Annotated in this window: 13 protein-coding genes and 2 pseudogenes; 3 read left to right on the forward strand and 12 right to left on the reverse strand. The window is 44.4% G+C overall.

Annotated features, from left to right (window positions below; all coding sequences use genetic code 11):
- Positions 1 to 4: 4 nt before the first annotated feature.
- The 6 genes from HC965_RS14180 to HC965_RS14205 all read right to left on the reverse strand — a co-directional run bounded on the left by HC965_RS14180 (position 5) and on the right by HC965_RS14205 (position 6,730).
- A complete protein-coding gene (locus HC965_RS14180) occupies positions 5 to 505 on the reverse strand; it encodes a GNAT family N-acetyltransferase (protein ID WP_223854896.1) in 501 nt (166 codons plus the stop codon).
- Between the two features lie 28 nt (positions 506 to 533).
- Positions 534 to 1,130: a type 1 glutamine amidotransferase family protein gene (locus HC965_RS14185; protein WP_191032080.1), complete on the reverse strand. Its 597-nt coding sequence runs from the start codon at positions 1,128 to 1,130 to the stop codon at positions 534 to 536.
- A 5-nt stretch (positions 1,131 to 1,135) separates the two neighbouring features.
- Positions 1,136 to 2,188, reverse strand: coding sequence for a YhcG family protein (locus tag HC965_RS14190; protein WP_191032081.1), 1,053 nt, complete (start codon positions 2,186 to 2,188; stop codon positions 1,136 to 1,138).
- A gap of 88 nt (positions 2,189 to 2,276) precedes the next feature.
- Positions 2,277 to 4,016 carry a pectinesterase family protein gene (locus HC965_RS14195; protein WP_191032082.1) on the reverse strand — a complete coding sequence of 580 codons (1,740 nt, stop codon included), beginning with the start codon at positions 4,014 to 4,016 and terminating at the stop codon, positions 2,277 to 2,279.
- Between the two features lie 533 nt (positions 4,017 to 4,549).
- On the reverse strand, positions 4,550 to 5,521 hold the full coding sequence (locus HC965_RS14200) for a pectinesterase family protein (protein WP_191032083.1): 972 nt from the start codon (positions 5,519 to 5,521) through the stop codon (positions 4,550 to 4,552).
- A gap of 9 nt (positions 5,522 to 5,530) precedes the next feature.
- Positions 5,531 to 6,730, reverse strand: coding sequence for a glycoside hydrolase family 88 protein (locus tag HC965_RS14205; RefSeq protein ID WP_191032084.1), 1,200 nt, complete (start codon positions 6,728 to 6,730; stop codon positions 5,531 to 5,533).
- A 302-nt stretch (positions 6,731 to 7,032) separates the two neighbouring features.
- Here HC965_RS14205 and HC965_RS14210 point away from each other — a divergent pair, with 302 nt between their 5' ends.
- The 3 genes from HC965_RS14210 to HC965_RS14220 all read left to right on the forward strand — a co-directional run bounded on the left by HC965_RS14210 (position 7,033) and on the right by HC965_RS14220 (position 11,116).
- Positions 7,033 to 8,436, forward strand: coding sequence for a PTS galactitol transporter subunit IIC (locus HC965_RS14210; protein WP_191032085.1), 1,404 nt, complete (start codon positions 7,033 to 7,035; stop codon positions 8,434 to 8,436).
- A gap of 35 nt (positions 8,437 to 8,471) precedes the next feature.
- Positions 8,472 to 9,392: a 5-dehydro-4-deoxy-D-glucuronate isomerase gene (gene kduI / locus HC965_RS14215; RefSeq protein ID WP_191032086.1), complete on the forward strand. Its 921-nt coding sequence runs from the start codon at positions 8,472 to 8,474 to the stop codon at positions 9,390 to 9,392.
- A 278-nt stretch (positions 9,393 to 9,670) separates the two neighbouring features.
- Complete coding sequence (locus HC965_RS14220; protein ID WP_191032087.1) at positions 9,671 to 11,116, forward strand: MFS transporter; 1,446 nt, start codon at positions 9,671 to 9,673, stop codon at positions 11,114 to 11,116.
- Positions 11,117 to 11,515: 399 nt separating this feature from the next.
- Here the strand turns inward: HC965_RS14220 and HC965_RS26870 are convergent.
- The 6 genes and pseudogenes from HC965_RS26870 to HC965_RS14245 form a co-directional block, all read right to left on the reverse strand.
- Positions 11,516 to 12,127: pseudogene (locus HC965_RS26870) on the reverse strand (DEAD/DEAH box helicase); the annotation flags it as partial.
- Positions 12,128 to 12,228: 101 nt separating this feature from the next.
- Positions 12,229 to 15,088 (reverse strand): annotated as a pseudogene (locus HC965_RS14225) (AAA domain-containing protein); the annotation flags it as partial.
- The gene (gene tatC, locus HC965_RS14230; protein ID WP_191032089.1) at positions 15,063 to 15,887 is read right to left on the reverse strand and encodes a twin-arginine translocase subunit TatC; all 825 of its coding nucleotides are present in this window, start codon (positions 15,885 to 15,887) and stop codon (positions 15,063 to 15,065) included. The gene tatC and the pseudogene HC965_RS14225, both read right to left, overlap by 26 nt.
- A gap of 11 nt (positions 15,888 to 15,898) precedes the next feature.
- Positions 15,899 to 16,117 carry a twin-arginine translocase TatA/TatE family subunit gene (locus tag HC965_RS14235; protein ID WP_007751163.1) on the reverse strand — a complete coding sequence of 73 codons (219 nt, stop codon included), beginning with the start codon at positions 16,115 to 16,117 and terminating at the stop codon, positions 15,899 to 15,901.
- Between the two features lie 152 nt (positions 16,118 to 16,269).
- Complete coding sequence (locus HC965_RS14240; protein ID WP_191032090.1) at positions 16,270 to 18,810, reverse strand: bifunctional UDP-N-acetylmuramoyl-tripeptide:D-alanyl-D-alanine ligase/alanine racemase; 2,541 nt, start codon at positions 18,808 to 18,810, stop codon at positions 16,270 to 16,272.
- Complete coding sequence (locus HC965_RS14245) at positions 18,786 to 19,775, reverse strand: GSCFA domain-containing protein (protein ID WP_191032091.1); 990 nt, start codon at positions 19,773 to 19,775, stop codon at positions 18,786 to 18,788. Before HC965_RS14245 ends, HC965_RS14240 begins: the two co-directional genes overlap by 25 nt.
- Positions 19,776 to 19,816: the final 41 nt, after the last annotated feature.

Genomic DNA, 19,816 nt, shown 5'->3' on the forward strand with positions numbered 1-19,816 from the left:
GTTATCATATTGATTTTCTATAATCCCCATCCTTTATTCTTATAAAGCCATTGCTCAATAAAGTTTTTATGGATGCAATATTTTCTTCGTCGGGGTCAGCAAGTATCTCTTTTCCGCCTATTTCAATAATTTTTGCTTCCAGTTTATTGACGATCATTTTCCCGAATCCTTTATTCAGGTATTCTTCGTTACCAATAAGAAAACCTATTTCAAAAGCGTATCCTTCATCGAAAGTCTTTCCGTAATTCTCCAACGAATATTCCGGCTCAAAATGTAAATCAAGATATAGACAGTATCCAATTTTTATATCGTTGTGATTCACAATAAAATGATTGAAGTGATTGTGTTTGCTATCAACATTTCTCACTTCATCAAGCCAGTCTGCCCTTTGTTCATCGCCATCGGGACAAAACCATTTGTAGATATAATCTTTATCCAACCAGTTACTAAAAAGATTTATATCTTCGTCCGAAAGCGGTTTAAGCACAATTGTGTTTTTACTCATGTCTATATTTACTCCACCCGATTTCCATTTACTTCGGACTTAATCCATTGGTATAGTACTGATAGCTTTCCTCTATATTCTCCGGGGTATCGGCATCCAAAGCGTATAATACTTCCCGGCAAAAGTCCAAGGCTGCCGTTCCGTTGGCTGTCACAATGTTCCCGTCCCGGACGGCTTGCTTATTAATATAATTAGCCTCACCTATATATTTATCACCAGCTTGTTTTATATATTCAAGTCCATTGCTTGTATGTTGGACATGGTTGAGGAATCCATGCACACCCAGGAAAAACGAAGCGTCACATATTCCGGCAACTAACTTTTTGTCTTTAATCGCTTTTTCCACAAGCGGAACGATTTGCAGGGCTTCGGGTGAACGCCAACTCATGCCGCCAATCAGCACCAGTCCGGCATAATCATCCGGCATATCATTGATTCCATAATCAGGCAAAACCTTGAATCCTCCAATTGAAATAACAGGTTCTTTACTGATAGACAAAGTCTTTACAGTGTATTTCACCGGACTTCCGGGCTTAACACCCCAATTCAAACAGATGGAGATATAAGCTCCTTCCCAATCTGCAAAGCCATTCAACAGTATAAAAATCACTTCTTTTTTGCTCATTGTTATTATTCTATTGATTTTTCAGAATGTTGTAAACGATAAAAATTCTTCTGTCGTTCAATCTCATTTCGCAATTCCTCTTCGGTAGGCATATAAAGCATATATTTGGAAGCAAAAAGTTGATTGTTATCATGTAATATGGAATATCGTGCAATGTCATCATCAGTTTCAGAACACAGTACAATACCGATAGTAGGATTATCCCCCTCGCCACGTACCCGTTCATCGTACATTCTCACATACATATCCATCTGTCCCACATCCTGATGTGTAATAGCCGCAGTTTTTAAATCAACCAGGACGAAATTTTTGAGTATATAGTTATAGAACACAAGGTCAATGAAATAATCTTTCTTTTCCGTACGCACTAATTTTTGACGTGCAACAAAAGACCAACCCTTTCCAAGTTCAAGAAGAAAACGTTGCAGATTTCCAATGATAGCCGATTCTAAATCCGATTCTGTAAAATCAGTATTGGGCGATAACCCGATGAATTCCGCTACTGTAGGGTTTTTAATGAATTCCAATTTATCCTGTTCAAAGGAATGGGTTAATAATTTCATTTCCGTTTCCACCTTATCTTTGTTGTGCGAAAGCAACAAACGTTCATAATATTGAGAACCGATATTACGGTCGAGCGTACGATAACTCCACATTTGTTCTTGCGCCTCCTTCAGATACCATGCACGGGCTTCCGGATTGCTCACTTGCATAATTCTCTTATAATGAGACCACGACAATATTCGCCACGGTGTAGCGAATATTTCGGGAAAAGTGATGTAGAACTGACGATAATAATACAAAGAGCCTACAGAGAACCCCTTTCCAAACTCCGATGTCAATGCTTTGGAAAGTTCTTTGAGTAATTCCGTTCCATATTCAGCACGTTCCTTCCCTTGTTGCTGTTCCTCTACAATACGTTTACCCATGAACCAGTAAGCCTCTACCATTGCGGAATTAATGGCGGAGTAAGCCTTTTGGCGAGCTTCTGTAACTATTTGTTTTATCTCATAGATGAAATTCATTTCATCTAAAGCTATATTTTTATTATCATTCATTAGATGCAAGTATTTTAAGCCACTACAAAAGTACATAAAAAACTTGCAACTAATTATAATGTATCAGGTAATAGTTTGAACTAATTAGTCAACGTTTTACATCCAACAATCTATTTCCATCTTCCACCGGATTCCATCCGTCATCCCCTGCCAAAACAGTTTTGATTTCGTATCCTTTCAGATTCTTCAACTGATGGGAGAAAGCGGCACGAGCTTTGGGATTGGCCCCTTCGCCACGGCTTTCGTATTCGGCATAAAAGGCAGTTTTCTCGTTTTCCTTTTTGCCCCAGTTGTTCCAACCTTCGGGAAGGATGTGTTTTCCCATTTCGCAGCGGATAAAGACAGCTTGCGCATATGGACGCCAGGGACGGGACAGATATACTTTCGTGGCTTCCGGCTCAGCGGTGAGTTTGCAGTCATAGAAGACATAGCCATACTTTTTTCCTTTGTCGGTAGAGGGGGCAGTCACATAGCCGTCACGCTTGCTGTGAATGTGGCAACGATTAAAGACAGCGGTAGACCAGCCAAAGATGAAATCGACGGTTCCTTCGATGTAACAGTCTTCGTAATATTGGCGGCTTTGTTTGCTGTAAGTGTAAAGGGTATCCTGGAAACCCAGGAAGCGGCAGTTCTTGAAAAATGCACGGTCGGCGGAGACAAAACAGGCGACGGCTTGTCCTACGGGGCCGGATGAGTTCTCGAATGTGATATTTTCTGCATAGAAGTCGGGAGCGTAGATATAGCAACCGGATGAACCGGAAGTTCCCATGTTTTCGCCGAATACGTTTTTCTTATTGGCAAAACCGTCATAGGTTAGCACTGCACCGTCTTCTCCAATCAGAGAGATGTTAATCTTGCTTTCGGGGATGATTATCTTTTCTTTGTAAGTGCCTTTGCGGACGAGAATTGTGGTACGGATATTTTTACGGAAGTCGGGAACGGCATTTATGGCTTCCTGCACGGTGAAGAAATCACCGCTACCGTCTTGCGCCACTACATAATCGGATTGACGGATATATTTTGCCAGTTCGGGGATTGCCTTGCCTATGACATCAACAGCCAGGCCTGCGATGGTTCGTGCTCCATAGATATTCAAGTGAGTGTTGTCTTCGCGACCTTTCGGAAAGGCCGGAACTTGATTGGGTTCGACAAACATAAAAAGTTTTTTCGATTCTACAGGGCCAAGTTCCTGCACCAGGTCATGAGTGATTTTATTCATGTCGATGAAAGTCACTCCCAGTTCTTTGGCTACATTGCGGGGAGAATCCAGGTAGGCTCCATGTGTATCGAATAAGACGGTTCCTTCTTTGGGTTGTCCTTTTTCTCCGGGTGTGCGGCGGACATCTTTGGTGATGGAAGCATCTTTCGGTTGAACGAAGTTGCGGCGGACGATGGAATTGAATAATACAGGGATGCCGCCTTTTGCACGGGTTTCGTTTACATAACGACGGAGATTCTCATCGAAAGTAGTTCCCGGGACTGTGTGACGGGTGGAGTCTGCTTTTTCATCATTATGACCGAACTGGATAAAGACATAGTCGCCTTTCTTCACTTTGGAGATGACTTTTTCCCAACGTCCTTCAGAAATAAAGCTTTTTGAGCTACGTCCATTGGCAGCATGATTGTCTATCTTTATGTCCTCAGAGAAGAAACCGGGAAGTACCATCCCCCATCCTCTTTCGGGATTTCCACCGTCGATTTTCTTGTTGGCCATAGTCGAATCGCCTATCATAAAGATAGTTATGACAGATTTGTCTGCACGGAATGCAGAGAAAAGAATCAGAGCTGCCGCTAGTAGCAACAACGTTTTATTTCTTTGTGTTTTCATATTCACTTACTTTTATTATACTACTCTCCTATATATAAAAAATCATTTTTATCTTTCACCTATCACCGCAGGTAGTCAAATCACTTATTCATAAGATGTTATGCGGTGAAGGATAGCAAAAAACAACCTATCACCCATCTATCACCTATCACCGTTGATAAACTCGGTATAAAACCGATATGAAACCGTTATAAACAAGGATAATAGGCTATATTCCTATTAGCAACAATATGTTTATCGGCTCTTCACCAAATGTATGCCTAGTCGGAACAGAGTGTTTACCTGCTTGAAACAAAGTGTTCAATTACGGGAAACAAAGTGTTTCAAGCCTTGGAACTAAAAGTTTCAAGCGGCTGAAACTAAAGTTTCCCACCGGGGAAACAACTGTTTCTCACCGGGGAAACAATAGTTTCACTACGGGGAAACTACAGTTTCAAGGCGGGAAACTAATCGTAACAAGCCGGCAAAGAATTATTCGCCTTATTTATCACGTTTATTCACCTTCCTTGTCGCATTTATTGCACCTGCTTATCTTACTTATAAGGATACCAGTTGCTACTTTCTTTGAAGATATTCTCCGGTGTATATTTTGTAACTTCTTTCTTTGTTAGCTGTTTTGCCCATGCTACACGTCCCGATGTATCAGCACCAGTGCCTATATTTCCAAATTCTGCATAACGGGCTGTCTTTTCATTCTCCGGATTCTTCCAATTATGCCATCCTTCGGGACGGATATGGTCGCCAAACTCACAATTAATAAAGACCGTAGCGGCGTAAGGACGCCAGGGACGCCCCAAATATACTTTTTTCACTCCCGGAGCAGCGGTCAGTTTGCAGTTCTTAAAGACATAGCCGAATTCTTCATTTTGTGGAGTTGAAGCGGCGGTGATGTATGAATCACGTTTGCTATGCAGTTCGCAGTATTCAAAAAGTGCGGTAGAAGGACCGAAAATAAAGTCGGTAGTACCTTCTATATAGCAGTTGGTGAATAAAAGGCGGGCGCCTTCCGAACCTGTATAGATAGTATCCTGATTGCCGAGAAAACGGCAGTTTACAAACATCAGGCGGTCGCCTTCGGTGTGAAGGGCTACTGCCTGTCCCAAAGGAGCGGCATTGTTCTCAATCGTCAGGTCTTTGAAAGTGATGTCATTGCCTTCCACCTTTACGGTATAGGTGCGGAATGTTCCCATTTTGTTGATATTGGCATGGTCATCGTAGGTGATAATCGTCTTTTCAGCATCTTCGCCCACCAACTGTACGTTCTTCACCCAAGAGGGAATCACCAGTTTTTCTTTGTACGTGCCATTCTTTATATAGATAGTCACCGTGTAGTCCATAAAAGCGCGGACAGCTTCCACTGCTTCCTGAATATTGCGATAATCTCCTGTCCCGTCTCGTGTGACGACTAACGTGTCTTTGCGTTGCTGTTGTTGCGAAAAGACCGATGTTCCTCCTGCACTCAACAGAAGAAACATCATCATTCCTTTAAAAATAGTCCTTTTCATCGGTAGAAATTACTTTTGTAAGCGTTCGTATTCCAAGCTCGCCATGATAAAAGGCCCCACTGCTTTGGGGTCATTATTACGAATCGTTTCGTTGATATAATAATCATAATCACCCGAACGGTAAACTTTTCCGCCCAGTCCGGCTACGGCACAGGCTTTAGTGATGGTAACCAATCCGTCTTTATCCACTTCGATAAAGTTCTCCAGGAAACCTTTGTACCCTTTCAGTGCCACATCGAGATACGATTTATCAATATATCCCAGGCGCACTGCCTTGAATAAGGAATAAATAAACATGGCAGAACAGGATGATTCGAGATAATTACCTTTCTCGCCACTCTTATCAAGCACCTGATACCATCCGCCCGTCTTCGGGTCTTGCAGTTTCTTCACCTGTACGGCTACATTGTCCAGGATAGCGAGCAGAGAATCTCTTCCGGTTTCATGCTTCGGAATAAATTCCAGTGCGTCTACCAATGCCATAGCATACCATCCCATAGCGCGTCCCCAACTGTGTTTGGACTGTCCGGTCACCGGGTCTGCCCAGCGTTCAGTGCGGCTCACGTCGGCTGCATGACGGTAAAGACCGTTTTTCGGGTCGTATGTATGACGGGCACTAGTGACAAACTGATTGATTACATCCGCATAGTCCTGCGGAAGATTATTGCGGAACGCATATTCCGCATAGAAAGGAGCACCCATATAAAGTCCGTCCAGCCACATCTGATGCGGATAAATCTTCTTGTGCCAGAAACCTCCGTCCTCATTGCGGGGCTGTCCTTCAAACTGGCTGTAAAGCAAATCAAGGGCTTTCTTATATTTAGGATTCTTCGTCTGCTCGTAGATACGGAAAAGAATCTTTCCCGAATTGATGCGGTCGAGACTGTAATCTGTTAATTTATAAGCGGTAATCGAACCGTCTTCGTGTACCATTGTATCTGCGTACGCGATGGCATAATCGCGAATTTTCTTGTCGCCATACGTATCATAAACGTCGAGCATGGCTCCCAGTTCCAGTCCGTGGCAATAATCCCACTTCAATTTCGGTTGAAAATCAAGTTGCCAGGATTCGGGATAGCGGTTCATTTCCGATTCGGTCATTCGTACAGACCAGGGCAGCTTACTGTTTACCTGCTGTGAGGATGCCGGAAGGGCGATTGTCACCAATAGAGCCAATATAAAAAAATCATAAAAGAGAGTTCGTCTCATGGTTTGTTATTTTAAGGATTAAACATACGAGTCTTTCACGGTACGAAAGTAGTGTTTTTCCTCCAAAGCCAGTGGGATTTTTTAATCAAGTAGGTGCATTTTTTGTTTTTCGTGCACGGAAACGACTAATTTTGTGCACGCAAACGTCAAAAATGTCCATTTTTGATGCAATATCTGATAAATTAATACTTTCGTCTTGGAAGAAAGCGGAAAAGGTCGTACTTTTGGCACGGTTTACAACTAATACCCTCTGGGGGAAACACAGTAACTTATCATTTAAAACAGAGAAAAAATAGAACAGAATGGAAGAAGTATTCAAGTACATTATCGGTCTTGGAGCGGCAGTGATGATGCCGGTCATTTTCACAATTTTAGGAGTATGTATCGGTATTAAATTTGCTAAAGCGCTGAAAAGCGGTTTATTAGTTGGTGTCGGTTTCGTCGGTTTATCGGTAGTCACAGCGTTGCTTACCAGTAGCCTGGGCCCTGCACTGAGTAAGATGGTAGAAATCTACGGATTGGAACTGGGTATTTTCGACATGGGTTGGCCTTCTGCGGCAGCGGTAGCCTACAACACATCGGTTGGTGCTTTTATCATCCCGGTTTGCCTGGGTGTCAACCTGATTATGTTGCTTACCAAGACTACGCGTACCGTTAATATCGACCTTTGGAACTACTGGCACTTCGCATTTATCGGAGCCATCGTTTACTTCGCTTCCGACAGTATCCTTTGGGGATTCTTCGCTGCTATCATCTGCTACATCATTACATTGGTAATGGCCGATATGACTGCTCCCGCTTTCCAAAAGTTCTATGATAAAATGGACGGTATCTCTATTCCTCAACCGTTCTGCCAAAGTTTTGTTCCGTTCGCTATTGTTATCAATAAATTGCTCGATATGATTCCGGGATTCGATAAGCTGAATATCGACTCTGAAGGTATGAAGAAGAAATTCGGTCTGATGGGTGAACCGTTGTTCCTGGGTATCGTGATTGGTTGCGGTATCGGAGCACTGGGTTGCGGCAGTTGGAAAGAAGTGGTAGACAGCATCCCGAGTATCTTGGGACTGGGTATCAAGATGGGTGCGGTTATGGAGTTGATTCCCCGTATCACCAGTCTTTTCATCGAAGGTTTGAAACCTATCTCTGACGCTACCCGCGAACTTATCGCTAAAAAATATAAGAACAACACAGGTTTGAGCATCGGTATGAGCCCCGCACTGGTAATCGGTCACCCGACTACGCTGGTAGTTTCCCTGCTTTTGATTCCTGTTACTATTTTCCTCGCAGTCATCCTTCCGGGCAACCGTTTCTTACCGCTGGCTTCTCTGGCAGGTATGTTCTACCTGTTCCCGATGATTCTGCCTATCACAAAAGGTAATGTAGTGAAATCATTCATCATCGGCCTGGTGGCATTAATCGTGGGTCTGTACTTCGTGACAGAGCTGGCAGGATTCTTCACCATGGCTGCGAAAGACGTATATGCCGCTACGGGCGACCCGACGGTGAACATTCCCGCAGGTTTCGAAGGTGGCGCGCTCGACTTTGCTTCCAGTCTTTTCTGCTGGGGTATCTTCCACCTGACTTACAGTGTGAAAATTATCGGCCCTGCCATCCTTGTAGTGCTCGCGCTCGGAATGGCTATCTACAACCGTATCCGCATGACTAGAAATGATGCCAAAGCTGCATTGAACGAAGAGAAATAATCAATAATAATATAAATCCAATAAATATTTGAAAGATGAAAAAATTAGCAATTGCAATGATGTTGGGTATCGCAGCTATGTCTGCATCGGCCCAGGTGAATTACAAGATGCAAGTGGCTTGCAGTCCGCAAGACGTGAAAACGTATGACACAAACCGCCTGCGTAGTAGCTTCCTGATGGAAAAAGTAATGGCTCCGAACGAGATTAACCTTACTTATTCTATGTATGACCGCCTAATCTTCGGTGGTGCTGTTCCCGCAACGAAGGAACTGGTACTGGAAACGATCGACCCGCTGAAGGCTAAGTTCTTCCTGGAACGTCGCGAACTGGGTGTTATCAACATTGGTGGCGAAGGTATCGTAACTGTTGACGGCAAAGAATACACACTGAAATTCAAAGATGCACTGTACGTAGGTAGAGGCAAGCAGAAAGTGACTTTCAAGAGCAAAGATTCAAGCAATCCTGCCAAATTCTATATCAACTCGGCTACTGCTCACAAGGAATACAAAACTCAGTTGATTACTATCGACGGACGCAAAGGTTCTCTGAAAGCTAACTCTTTCGCTGCCGGTAAGATGGAAGAAAGCAACGACCGCGTTATCAACCAGTTGATTGTGAACAACGTACTTGAAGAAGGTCCTTGCCAACTGCAGATGGGATTGACCGAACTGAAACCGGGTAGCGTATGGAACACAATGCCGGCTCATACTCACAGCCGCCGTGTGGAAGCTTATTTCTACTTCAACGTGCCGGAAGGCAACGCTATCTGCCACTTCATGGGTGAACCACAGGAAGAACGTATCGTTTGGATGCAGAACGAACAGGCTATCATGTCACCGGAATGGTCTATCCACGCCGCTGCCGGAACAAGCAACTATATGTTCATCTGGGGTATGGCTGGTGAAAACCTCGACTATGGAGATATGGACAAGCTCAAATATACAGAAATGCGCTAATCGTTGCGCAGCGCTGTATCACATATAAGAAATCCGAGAAACTTCACTCTTTCCCCCGACCGGGGGGAAGGGGTGAAGTTTTCCGGATTTTATTGCTTTTCAACACAACCCCCAACGTTACAGTCTATATGTGCCATGAGACGATTATTATACTTTTTGAAACAGACAGCATATATAATGTAACGAATAATACATGAATTCGACCAATTTTTACAAATAAAATCCAGTCGAAATCCCGACCTTTGTCAACGAATCAAAATCTATTTAAATCCATTATCATGAATGCATTTCAAAAAACAGGCGAGAAAATGACAAACTACAGATGGACCATCTGTGCTATGCTATTCTTTGCTACTACAGTTAACTACCTCGACCGCCAGGTTCTTTCCCTGACCTGGGACGAGTTTATCAAACCGGAATTTCACTGGAACGAAGTTCACTACGGTACGATTACTTCCGTATTTTCTATTGTATATGCAATATGTATGTTGTTCGCCGGTCGCTTTATCGACTGGATGGGCACAAAGAAGGGTTATCTCTGGGCAATCGGTGTATGGTCGGCAGGTGCTTGTATGCACGCACTTTGCGGTATCGTGACTGAACAGTATGTAGGTCTGCACAGCGCAGCCGAACTGATGGCTGCTACGGGTGACGTAGTAGTGGTGCTGGCTACCGTAAGTATGTACTGTTTCCTTGCCGCACGTTGTATCCTGGCTCTCGGTGAAGCGGGTAACTTCCCGGCTGCTATCAAAGTAACGGCTGAATACTTCCCCAAGAAAGACCGTGCTTACGCTACTTCTATCTTCAACGCCGGTGCTTCCATCGGTGCCTTGATTGCTCCGGTTTCTATTCCGTTGATTGCGAAAGCATGGGGATGGGAAATGGCATTTATCGTTATCGGTGCGCTCGGTTTTATCTGGATGGGCATGTGGGTGTTCATGTACGATGCTCCGTCGAAGAGCAAGCACGTCAACAAGGCCGAATTGGATTATATCGAACAAGATAAATATGAAGAAGGTGCTTCTCCTGTAGTTGAAGAGAAAGATGAAAAGAAAATGCCTTTCCTTCAATGTTTCACTTACAAGCAGACATGGGCTTTTGCCGCCGGTAAGTTTATGACTGACGGTGTATGGTGGTTCTTCCTGTTCTGGACTCCGTCTTACCTGAATACTCAATTTGACATCAAGACTTCCGACGGATTGGGTATGGCACTGATTTTCACGCTGTATGCTGTGACGATGCTGTCTATCTATGGTGGTAAACTTCCGACTATCTTTATCAATAAGACGGGTATGAACCCGTATGCTGCACGTATGAAGGCGATGTTGATTTTCGCGTTCTTCCCGTTGGTGGTGCTCTTGGCACAGCCGTTGGGTACGTTCTCTCCATGGTTCCCTGTTATCCTGATTGGTATCGGTGGTGCTGCCCACCAGTCATGGTCGGCCAATATCTTCTCTACCGTAGGTGATATGTTCCCGAAAAGCGCGATTGCAACTATTACAGGTATCGGCGGTATGGCCGGTGGTGTAGGCTCAATGTTGATGCAGTTTGGCGCAGGTCTTCTGTTTGTTCACGCTGACGAAACGCATATGACATTCATGGGATTTGAAGGCAAACCTGCCGGATATTTCATCATGTTCTGTATCTGCGCCGTGGCTTACTTGGTTGGTTGGGTTATCATGAAGGCATTGGTACCGAAGTACAGACCTATCGTACTGGATTAATCAATCCCGAACTATAATAAAAAAGAACAGGAAGATGTCCGATGACGGATTATCTTCCTGTTCTTTTTTACAACAAATCTTTTCAAATGAAAAGAAAGAAATAAAAAAGCCTCTTCTCACGAAGAAGGCTTTTTAGGTTTACTTATTCTGCATCATCATCCTGCAATATTTTTAACCGAAACACTAAAAAACAGTGTTCTTGCATTCCTATAATGAAGGATAGTAAACGTTAAGATGAAAAAAAGGGAAGTCTCACGACTTCCACAATTCTTCTAACCTTAAATCTAAATCTCTATGAAAAAAACGTGTTGCAAATATAGGCGTTTGTTCAACATATAGGTGTTAATGAATTGCATAAAGAGAGAATAAAAACTAACTTCTGCAAAATGATGCAATTTTTCAAGGACGTTCTATTAAATTTAATAAACTTTTGTAGATAGGATTTCGTTTTAAGAGTCCCGGAACACCAGTAATGAACATTTGTTTCCGTGCGCGTGTCAAGGCGACATTCAATTTTCTGTCAATCAAAACACCCGCTTCTTCTGTCAAATTCGACAGGAATTTTAATTGATAGGGATGGTTGACGCAGAAGGAGTAGATAATTACGTCGCGTTCGCTTCCCTGAAAACGTTCGACAGTATCAATCAGTATCCGGTTGAGTGCCGGAATACCTAATGTTTCTATTTCTTTTTTGATAAGGGCTATCTGGCTACGGTAAGGAGTTATGACTCCCAATGTACGGGATTCATCAAAATGCTTCTGATTACTTTCATAAATCCGGGCGGCCAGTTCGGCGACAATCCGGGCTTCCGAAGAGTTCACTTTTGCAGAGACTCCCACTCTCTCCGATATGGAAGGATAGAAAGCTACGCGGGAGATAAGTTCGGAATCTTCCAACTGGTGAGGTAATCCGACAGGAATCAGGCGTCCGCCATAGAAAGCACGATTGGCAAATAAGGCTACTTCGGGATGCATACGGCCTTGACGGCAGAGCATATCGTAAGAGCGATTAGCGGCAGATGATGTGTTATCAGCGATAACAGATGATGAACTGGCAACGATAGCAGACGATGAATTGACAGCGATAATAGATGATGAACTATCGGCAGAACAATTCCGGTAAAGACGTTCAAAGAGCGAGTCTTTCAGATTTGTCAGCCCAATAGAGAGCAACGCTTCATCATAAATAGCGGATTGCTCCGTGTTTTGCAACACGACGGCAGGGAGTTGTTTATGGTCGCCAATCAGAATAAATTTATCAATGGCATTTCTATCATCCTCGCCACGGGCACAAAGGATACCTAACAATTGCGGCTCGAGTATTTGCGTGGCCTCATCTATGATGGCTACATTGAAATGTTTCAGACGGAAAAGTTCCGGTTTTCCGGAAATCGCGGCAACTGTTCCTACAATGATACGGCAGTTTCGGATACGTTCGTATACTTCCGAACGACGATTGCAGGACGATAGTTCGTTTTCTATCAAATGGTCACGGTAACTCTCGTCACATGATAATTCACTTCCGACACGGATAAAATCAACAGCGGGACGAATGGAAGCCAGCGACTTACATATTTCATCAACTGCCCGATTAGTGTATGAAAGCAACAAAATCTGCGCTTCTTTATCAGCATGAAAAGTCTCTACCATCTTCTTCAGGGCACAGGAAGTCTTGCCCGTCCCCGGAGGGCCAACGAGAAGAAAATAATCTTGCGCGGCTTTCGCTTTCAGTGCAACACGGGCGAAGTCGTCTTCCGCTTGTGAAATAAGGGTATCTAATGATTCGTCAAATTTCGGCGGACGTTGTGACAGCAACAGGTCACGACGTTCCTGTGTGGCAGAAAGATAAGCGTACAATCCCTGATACATGGAACGGAATGTCGTGTCCATCGTATCGTGCTCTATGGCATAAAGGCTTTCGGTAGGAAGCACGGAAGGATTCTGCTGTGTAGAACGCAGACGGATACCAATTTCATTATCTGTCAGATGCTCGATATTCCCTTTGAATACCATTTTGTTGGTTACATTATCCGTCTCACTGTTGCGTTCATACAGGATAATAGCATCGCCCTGACGGAAATTGGGAAGTACATTTTGTATCCCATTGTCTATATTTTCTTCTTGCGGAGATTGTTGCGAAGATGCTTTCGAAGTTTCCTTCGGAGATACTTTTGAAAATACTTCCAGAGATACTTTCGGAAATGTCTTCAGAGATTCCAATCGAGACTCACATTCTTCAGAACGAACCAATAATAAATGAGCTTTATGTTCGTCGGCAGCATGGTTTTCCTTGATTCGTAAATCATAGATAATTTCTCCTGCTTCGCACTTTTCCGCCAGTGTGGAAAGCCATAAAGAAGCAGCCCCTGTACGCCCTTCATAGTCTACATCACCGGATTTAGAGGTATAGAGTTCCTTAGTCAGGAAATTATATACAGCATAGAAATATTTCTTTTCCAGTGGCGAAAGAGCTCTCAGTTTCTCTTGGAAGTTGTCGATAGACGGACGCAGATAGGTTTCCCAAAAGCGACCTTTCAGTCCACGTTCATTCAGGGTGGTAGCGTTTATTTCTGATAGTTTCTCTTCGGTATATTCCAGGCTGTTCCGTAATTGGATACCGTATTCATTGGCAACAATCCGGTTTCGCAAATCAATTACCCGACGTACCATTGCCCAGGAAGGACGAGACGGATACAAAAGCGGGTAACGGGTATAGAGCAGATAGGCTTTCACTTTCCGGTGGTCCATCCCCATTGAGTATTGGAGGACGGCTTGATAGAGAAGCATCTGCACTTTATTATTTTCCTTGGGTTCCACTTTGCCACGGATGGCGTATTCATCCGCTTTGCCGGATTTCATTTCTATAAAGGATGACATATCCCGCTGCATATAGTCGAGACGTCCTTGCAATCCAAGTGCTTCGCAGATATAAGAAGGTTCGAGCACAGCGTCTGTCTTGTCGAGTTTGTATCCGGCGGCATGAAAAGTATCATTCACAGTTTCACGGATATGCTCAAAGTGCAGTTTGCAGTCGTCGAAGAACTGGCGTTCTTTCTCCCTGTCCCGCAAATCGGGGCAGGCTGCCAATTCGATAGGATAACGCCGGAAGGCTTTTTGCATACAAGTCCGGTAGTCGATATCTTCTTCGTCCTGTGCATGAATCCATTCATCCAGGAAAAGGTTGGCTATATTTCCCAGTAACAAAGGGCGGGCGTTTTCAATCGGCTGGAGACGGGACAGGTAATAATTTGCCGGATGATGTCCGTAGTCGCGGAAACACTCGGCAAGGGAACTGATGTCAATCAGATAGTCCGGCTCGAGAACAATAAATGAAGGTGTCAACACTCCTTCATTATCAATAGCTACATCCAGGAGATTCACTTGGGCGTGACGCCAAAGTAGCTTGCACGTTTCTGCAAATTCTTCATTAATCTGAGGGATATTGTAGCGGACAAGCAGAGATTTCTCCGAGACTTCATCCAACGGGGTGACATACAGATATTGTTCGTCGGCATATTGAAAGCAAACACGCATCCGTTGTACCCGTTCACGGGCAGGTGGCGCAATTATGTAGGTAGCGTCCGCACGTGGCAGCAAGCGATAGAGTGTATCCGGTATATCTTCGTCCGAGAGTTTACGGACTAGGAAAGCCAGTGTTTTGGCATCCCGCAGCAGGTTCTCCCTGGTCGGTTCGAGACGACGGTTCAGTATTTGATTGGAAGTCAGGCGGAAAGTATGCAGCCTGTTCTGCTCGCCTGCCGAAAGGTCTATCTTTGCGGCGATAAAGCTGATACGGGCGGAAAGGTCAGTCATTTGCAGACTTTCGTTCTGCATTTGTGAACGGCAAATGCGTTCCAGCAAGTCACGCATTTGCTTGTATCCTACGGCAAGCCGGGCATCTTCCGCCCGGCAAACGGCTAAAAGTAATTCATAAGATTCTATCGCTTCACTCTTCTGACAAGGCAATTTCATCTTCTATTTCTTCTTCTGTTTTCTTCTTGTCCTTTATCATCAGGATACTCATTTCATAGAGTAGATAAAGTGGAATAGCTACGACGCTCAATGTGAACGGGTCGCCTGTCGGAGTGATGATGGCAGCAGCTATCACGATAACAACAACCGCATGGCGACGGTATTTCCGTAAGAAGGACTTGTTGACTACTCCCATCAATGAAAGCAACCATGTCACTAATGGTAATTCAAAAGCCAGTCCCATGCATAGAATCAGCATCATGAAATTGTCAATATAGGAATTGAGTGACAGGATGTTCTCCACTTCCGAACTTAACTGATAAGTGGACAGGAAACGGAGAGTCAACGGATAAACCATGAAATAACCCAGCAAGACACCGATAAAGAACATCACCGTCCCGATGGTTAATGCCTTGCGCACTCCTTTCCTTTCGCTGGGATAAAGGGCAGGGCCGATAAAACGCCATATTTCAAAGAAAATATAGGGCATGGCAGTCACTACCGACATCCAAAAGGCTGTCGACATATGGATAAAGAAGGGAGCGGCCAGGTTAATATTGACCAGCTTCACATAAAATTCTTGTGTGAAAAAGTCGTCGGTCAGGTCGAATGTCTGCCCGATATGACGTAATAAATCGTAGAATATGAAATCATTGTGGCAGGGTGCCAGGATCACATGATCGAAAAGATAGGGCATCGCAATAAAGTAACCTATCGCTAATACAAACCAAACTCCGATCACCCGAAAAAGTACCTTGCGCAGTTCATCCAAATGATCCCAAAAGGTCATTTCTGCCATCCGTACTTGTTTTACTTACTTGAGTCTGCCGGTTTGTCCAGGTCTTCTTTTGCCTTATTTATTTCTTCCTTTGCATCGTTCACTCCATCTTTGAAGCTCTTCACTCCCTTACCTAAGCCGCGCATCAGTTCAGGAATTTTCTTTCCACCAAAGAGCAGGAGAATAACTAAAGCTATAATAATCCATTCGGAACCACTAGGCAGGAAACCTAATAATAATAAGTTTGTCATAAGTTTATTTGATAAAGAGGTTTTTATTAGTTGGTGCAAATATAAAGAAAAACGGTAAACTATGAACGGTAACAGTGAATAAATTATGTAATTCCAACATCATTCATCGTTTGCAGTTCATGGTTTACCGTCTGCTTTCGGCTATCTATATCTTATTCCTGATAATATACCCGTTTCACCCGTGTCGAAATACTTGTAAGGACTTCGTAAGGAATGGTATCCAGTTTGTCGGACAGGACCGTTATCGGCAGGTCGTCACCGAAGATGATAGCCTGGTCGCCTTCACGACAGTCGATGTCCGTTACGTCTATCATGCAGACGTCCATACAGATATTGCCCACATAAAGCGCTTTCTTTCCGTTTACGAGGCAGTAGGCGTTTCCCCGTCCCAAATGGCGGTTCAGCCCGTCGGCATAACCGATAGGAATAGCGGCGATACGTGAAGGACGTACCAAATGTCCCATCCGGCTATACCCTACCGTATCTTCTTCGGGCACATCCCGAATCTGAAGTATCGTTGTCTTGAGGGTACTTACATTATGGATAATCGAATTATCTATCGGGCTGACTCCGTAAAGTCCGATTCCCAACCGCACCATATCAAACTGTGCTCCGGGGAAACGTTCGATTCCTGCTGTATTGCAGATATGACGCAAAATCTTGTGGGAGAAAGCAGCCTGTAATTCCTGCGAACCTTTTTCAAACAGGTCTATCTGCTGACGGGTAAAGGCGTCGAACTGGGGAGAATCGCTTCCCACAAAATGGGAGAATACCGAACGGGGAATAACCGCGCTCTGATTCTTCAGGCGACGGATAAGCAACGGTATATCTTCGATGGCAAAACCCAGGCGGTGCATACCAGTATCCAGTTTTACGTGAATCGGGAAGTTAGTGATTCCTTCTTTCTTGGCAGCTTTGATAAGTGCGTCGAGCAGATGGAAATTGTAGACTTCCGGTTCCAGTTTATAATCGAACATGGTTTTGAATGCCGTAAGTTCCGGGTCCATAATCATGATAGAGGAAGTGATGCCCGCTTTGCGTAGTTCGGAACCTTCGTCGGCAACGGCTACTGCGAGGTAATCAACATGATGTTCCTGTAAGGTCTTGGCTATCTCATACGAACCGGCTCCGTAGGCAGAAGCCTTCACCATACAAATCATTTTCGTTTCAGGATGGCGGAGCATGGAACGATAGTGGTTCAGGTTGTCTACCATAGCATGCAGGTTTACTTCCAGGATAGTTTCATGCACTTTCAATTCCAAGGCTTCGGATATCCTGTCGAAGTTGAACACACGCGAACCTTTTATCAGAATGACTTCCGAATGAAGGGATTTAAGTATGTTCGACGCGAGAAGAGCATCGGTATTGGGGAAGAAATAACGTTCAATGTCATCATCAAACCGGGCGGCACACGAAGAAATCTCCGGGCCTACGCCAATCAGTTTATTGATGCCCCGGCTTTGCACCAGTTGGGCTACACGGCGGTAGAGCGTGGCTGTACTTTGTCCGGTTTCCAGTATATCGGACAGGATAAGCGTCCGGTTCAGTCCTTTCTTTTCAGAACGGCGGACAAGAAAGTCAAGAGCTATATCCAGGGATGCCAAGTCCGAGTTATAGCTGTCGTTTATCAATATACTGTTGTTCTTTCCTTCTTTTACTTCCAGGCGCATGGCAATCGGTTCGAGGCGTGCCATCCGTTCGGTAATTTGGTCGGCGGGAGTCATCAGGTAGAGACAGGCTGCCAGGCAGTTCAACACGTTTTCTATGGAAGCATCGTCAATAAAAGGAATGCAGAAGTTATTATCCATATCCAGATAACGGTAGGAAATAACCGTGTGGTCTTCTTTCTTCGTTATGCGGCTGATATGCAGCGGACGTTCGATATCGGTACGGCTCCAGGCAATCTCACGGGCTGTCAGCATTGATTTTGCCACGCAATTGCTGATTAGTTCGTTATCGCCGTTGTAAATCACGACATCGCAGTCTTTGAAAAGAGTCAGTTTCTCCATGCACTTCTCCTGCAAGGAAAAGAAGTTTTCCTGGTGGGCGCCGCCGATATTGGTCAGGATACCGATGGTAGGCTTTATCATTCGTTTCAAAGCGCCCATCTCTCCCATTTCGGAGATACCGGCTTCGAAGATTCCCAGTTCGGCTTCTTCGTTGAGTTGCCACACTGATAGCGGAACGCCGATTTGAGAATTATAGCTGCGCGGAGAACGGACAATGCGACGGTCCGGACTAAGTAACTGGTGCAACCATTCTTTCACAATGGTCTTTCCGTTACTGCCGGTAATGCCGACAACAGGTATCTTAAAATTCTCACGGTGTACTTCAGCCAGTTTCTGCAAGGCTTTCAAGGGATTGGGGACGACGAGGAAGTTGAGAGTTGAGAGTTGAGAGTTGAGAGTTGGCTGCGCACCATCATGCTGCACAGATTTCTCAATTCTCAATTCTCCATTCTCAATTCGTTCAAAGTCCTCTTCGGAGACTACAAAATTGCGCACTCCCCGATCGTATAAATCGGGAATATAGCGTGCACCACTATTTCGTTTGGTAGCTAAAGCGAAAAAAAGAGTTTCTTCGGGAAAACTCAAGGAACGGCTGTCTGTTAACAGCCAATCAATAGTCGTTTCATATTCGCCCACACGGCGGGCACCAATACTTTTGGCTATGGATTCAATCGCATATGACATAGTTCTGTTTCTTTTTGAAAATCTAAGTACGGGTATTTTCCGATAAGTCGTTCTATTTTTAACACTATTTGTCCTAAAAAGCGTTGATACGCCTCTGAAGCGGGGTGAAAGGGCTTATGAGCCAAGTCCCGACGGATGTCTTCGACCTCTGTCATAACCTGCTTTGTGTCAGCGGAAAAGAAGGTCTCTGAGAAGCGTTCCCACAAGTAGCGGATAGCCAATGGGGACGGATGCAGCATATCGTCCGCATAAAAGCGATAATCACGCAATTCGTCCAGTACTATTTCATAAGAAGGAAAATAAAACAAGTGCTGCGGGAAGAGTTGTTGTAAACGGTCGATAGCTAGTAACAGAGTGGATTTGCTTAACTGGTTGGCATGCATCCCGTCGCGAATGTGGCGGATGGGGCTTACCGTAAACAGAATCTTCAGGTTCGGATTGCGGGCTGCCAGACTGGTAATCAGTGAGGTGTATTCGTCTACTATCTCATCTACCGGAAGAATTCTGCGGTTAAAGCTGTTCTCGGGTAGTTTATGGCAATTGGAAACAACCTTTCCCGTTTCTTTTTGTTCATAGACATAAGCTGTTCCGAAAGTCAGCATCAGCCAGTCCAGCTTCAGCAAAGTTTGATGGGCTTGCTGAAGTCGCTCGTTGATATGCTGCAAGGTTTCTTCCGGGGTGGATGCGGAAAAGAAGCCATGATGCATAGGGCTATGCCATAGCCCCCGATAAGCAAACAGGTCTTTCTCCATGTATTCTTTTTTCGTTGCAATCTCCCGCAAAGCGGATGAGATAGATAAAGGATTATAGAGAATACCGAAAGGATTCAGTTCCAACTGGAATTTGGCATCCGACAACAAGGCTCCTATATTTTCGGCGAAACAAGACCCCATCAAAAGTATATGGTCTGTATGGCGGATTGGCGGAAGCCCGGCGGGCAATTCCACAGATGTTTGAAAGTTCATATGATTTTCCATCACTTTATTACATTTCGTATGCAAAAGTA

This window comes from Bacteroides sp. GM023, assembly GCF_014750685.1.
Lineage (GTDB): Bacteria > Bacteroidota > Bacteroidia > Bacteroidales > Bacteroidaceae > Bacteroides.

Excerpts from the sequence above, each read along its gene's own strand:
- HC965_RS14180 (WP_223854896.1), bottom strand. The coding sequence starts at position 505 with ATGAGTAAAAACACAATTGTGCTTAAACCGCTTTCGGACGAAGATATA.
- HC965_RS14185 (WP_191032080.1), bottom strand. The coding sequence starts at position 1,130 with ATGAGCAAAAAAGAAGTGATTTTTATACTGTTGAATGGCTTTGCAGAT.
- HC965_RS14190 (WP_191032081.1), bottom strand. The coding sequence starts at position 2,188 with ATGAATGATAATAAAAATATAGCTTTAGATGAAATGAATTTCATCTAT.
- HC965_RS14195 (WP_191032082.1), bottom strand. The coding sequence starts at position 4,016 with ATGAAAACACAAAGAAATAAAACGTTGTTGCTACTAGCGGCAGCTCTG.
- HC965_RS14200 (WP_191032083.1), bottom strand. The coding sequence starts at position 5,521 with ATGAAAAGGACTATTTTTAAAGGAATGATGATGTTTCTTCTGTTGAGT.
- HC965_RS14205 (WP_191032084.1), bottom strand. The coding sequence starts at position 6,730 with ATGAGACGAACTCTCTTTTATGATTTTTTTATATTGGCTCTATTGGTG.
- HC965_RS14210 (WP_191032085.1), top strand. The coding sequence starts at position 7,033 with ATGGAAGAAGTATTCAAGTACATTATCGGTCTTGGAGCGGCAGTGATG.
- kduI (WP_191032086.1), top strand. The coding sequence starts at position 8,472 with ATGAAAAAATTAGCAATTGCAATGATGTTGGGTATCGCAGCTATGTCT.
- HC965_RS14220 (WP_191032087.1), top strand. The coding sequence starts at position 9,671 with ATGAATGCATTTCAAAAAACAGGCGAGAAAATGACAAACTACAGATGG.
- tatC (WP_191032089.1), bottom strand. The coding sequence starts at position 15,887 with ATGGCAGAAATGACCTTTTGGGATCATTTGGATGAACTGCGCAAGGTA.
- HC965_RS14235 (WP_007751163.1), bottom strand. The coding sequence starts at position 16,117 with ATGACAAACTTATTATTATTAGGTTTCCTGCCTAGTGGTTCCGAATGG.
- HC965_RS14240 (WP_191032090.1), bottom strand. The coding sequence starts at position 18,810 with ATGTCATATGCGATTGAATCCATAGCCAAAAGTATTGGTGCCCGCCGT.
- HC965_RS14245 (WP_191032091.1), bottom strand. The coding sequence starts at position 19,775 with ATGAACTTTCAAACATCTGTGGAATTGCCCGCCGGGCTTCCGCCAATC.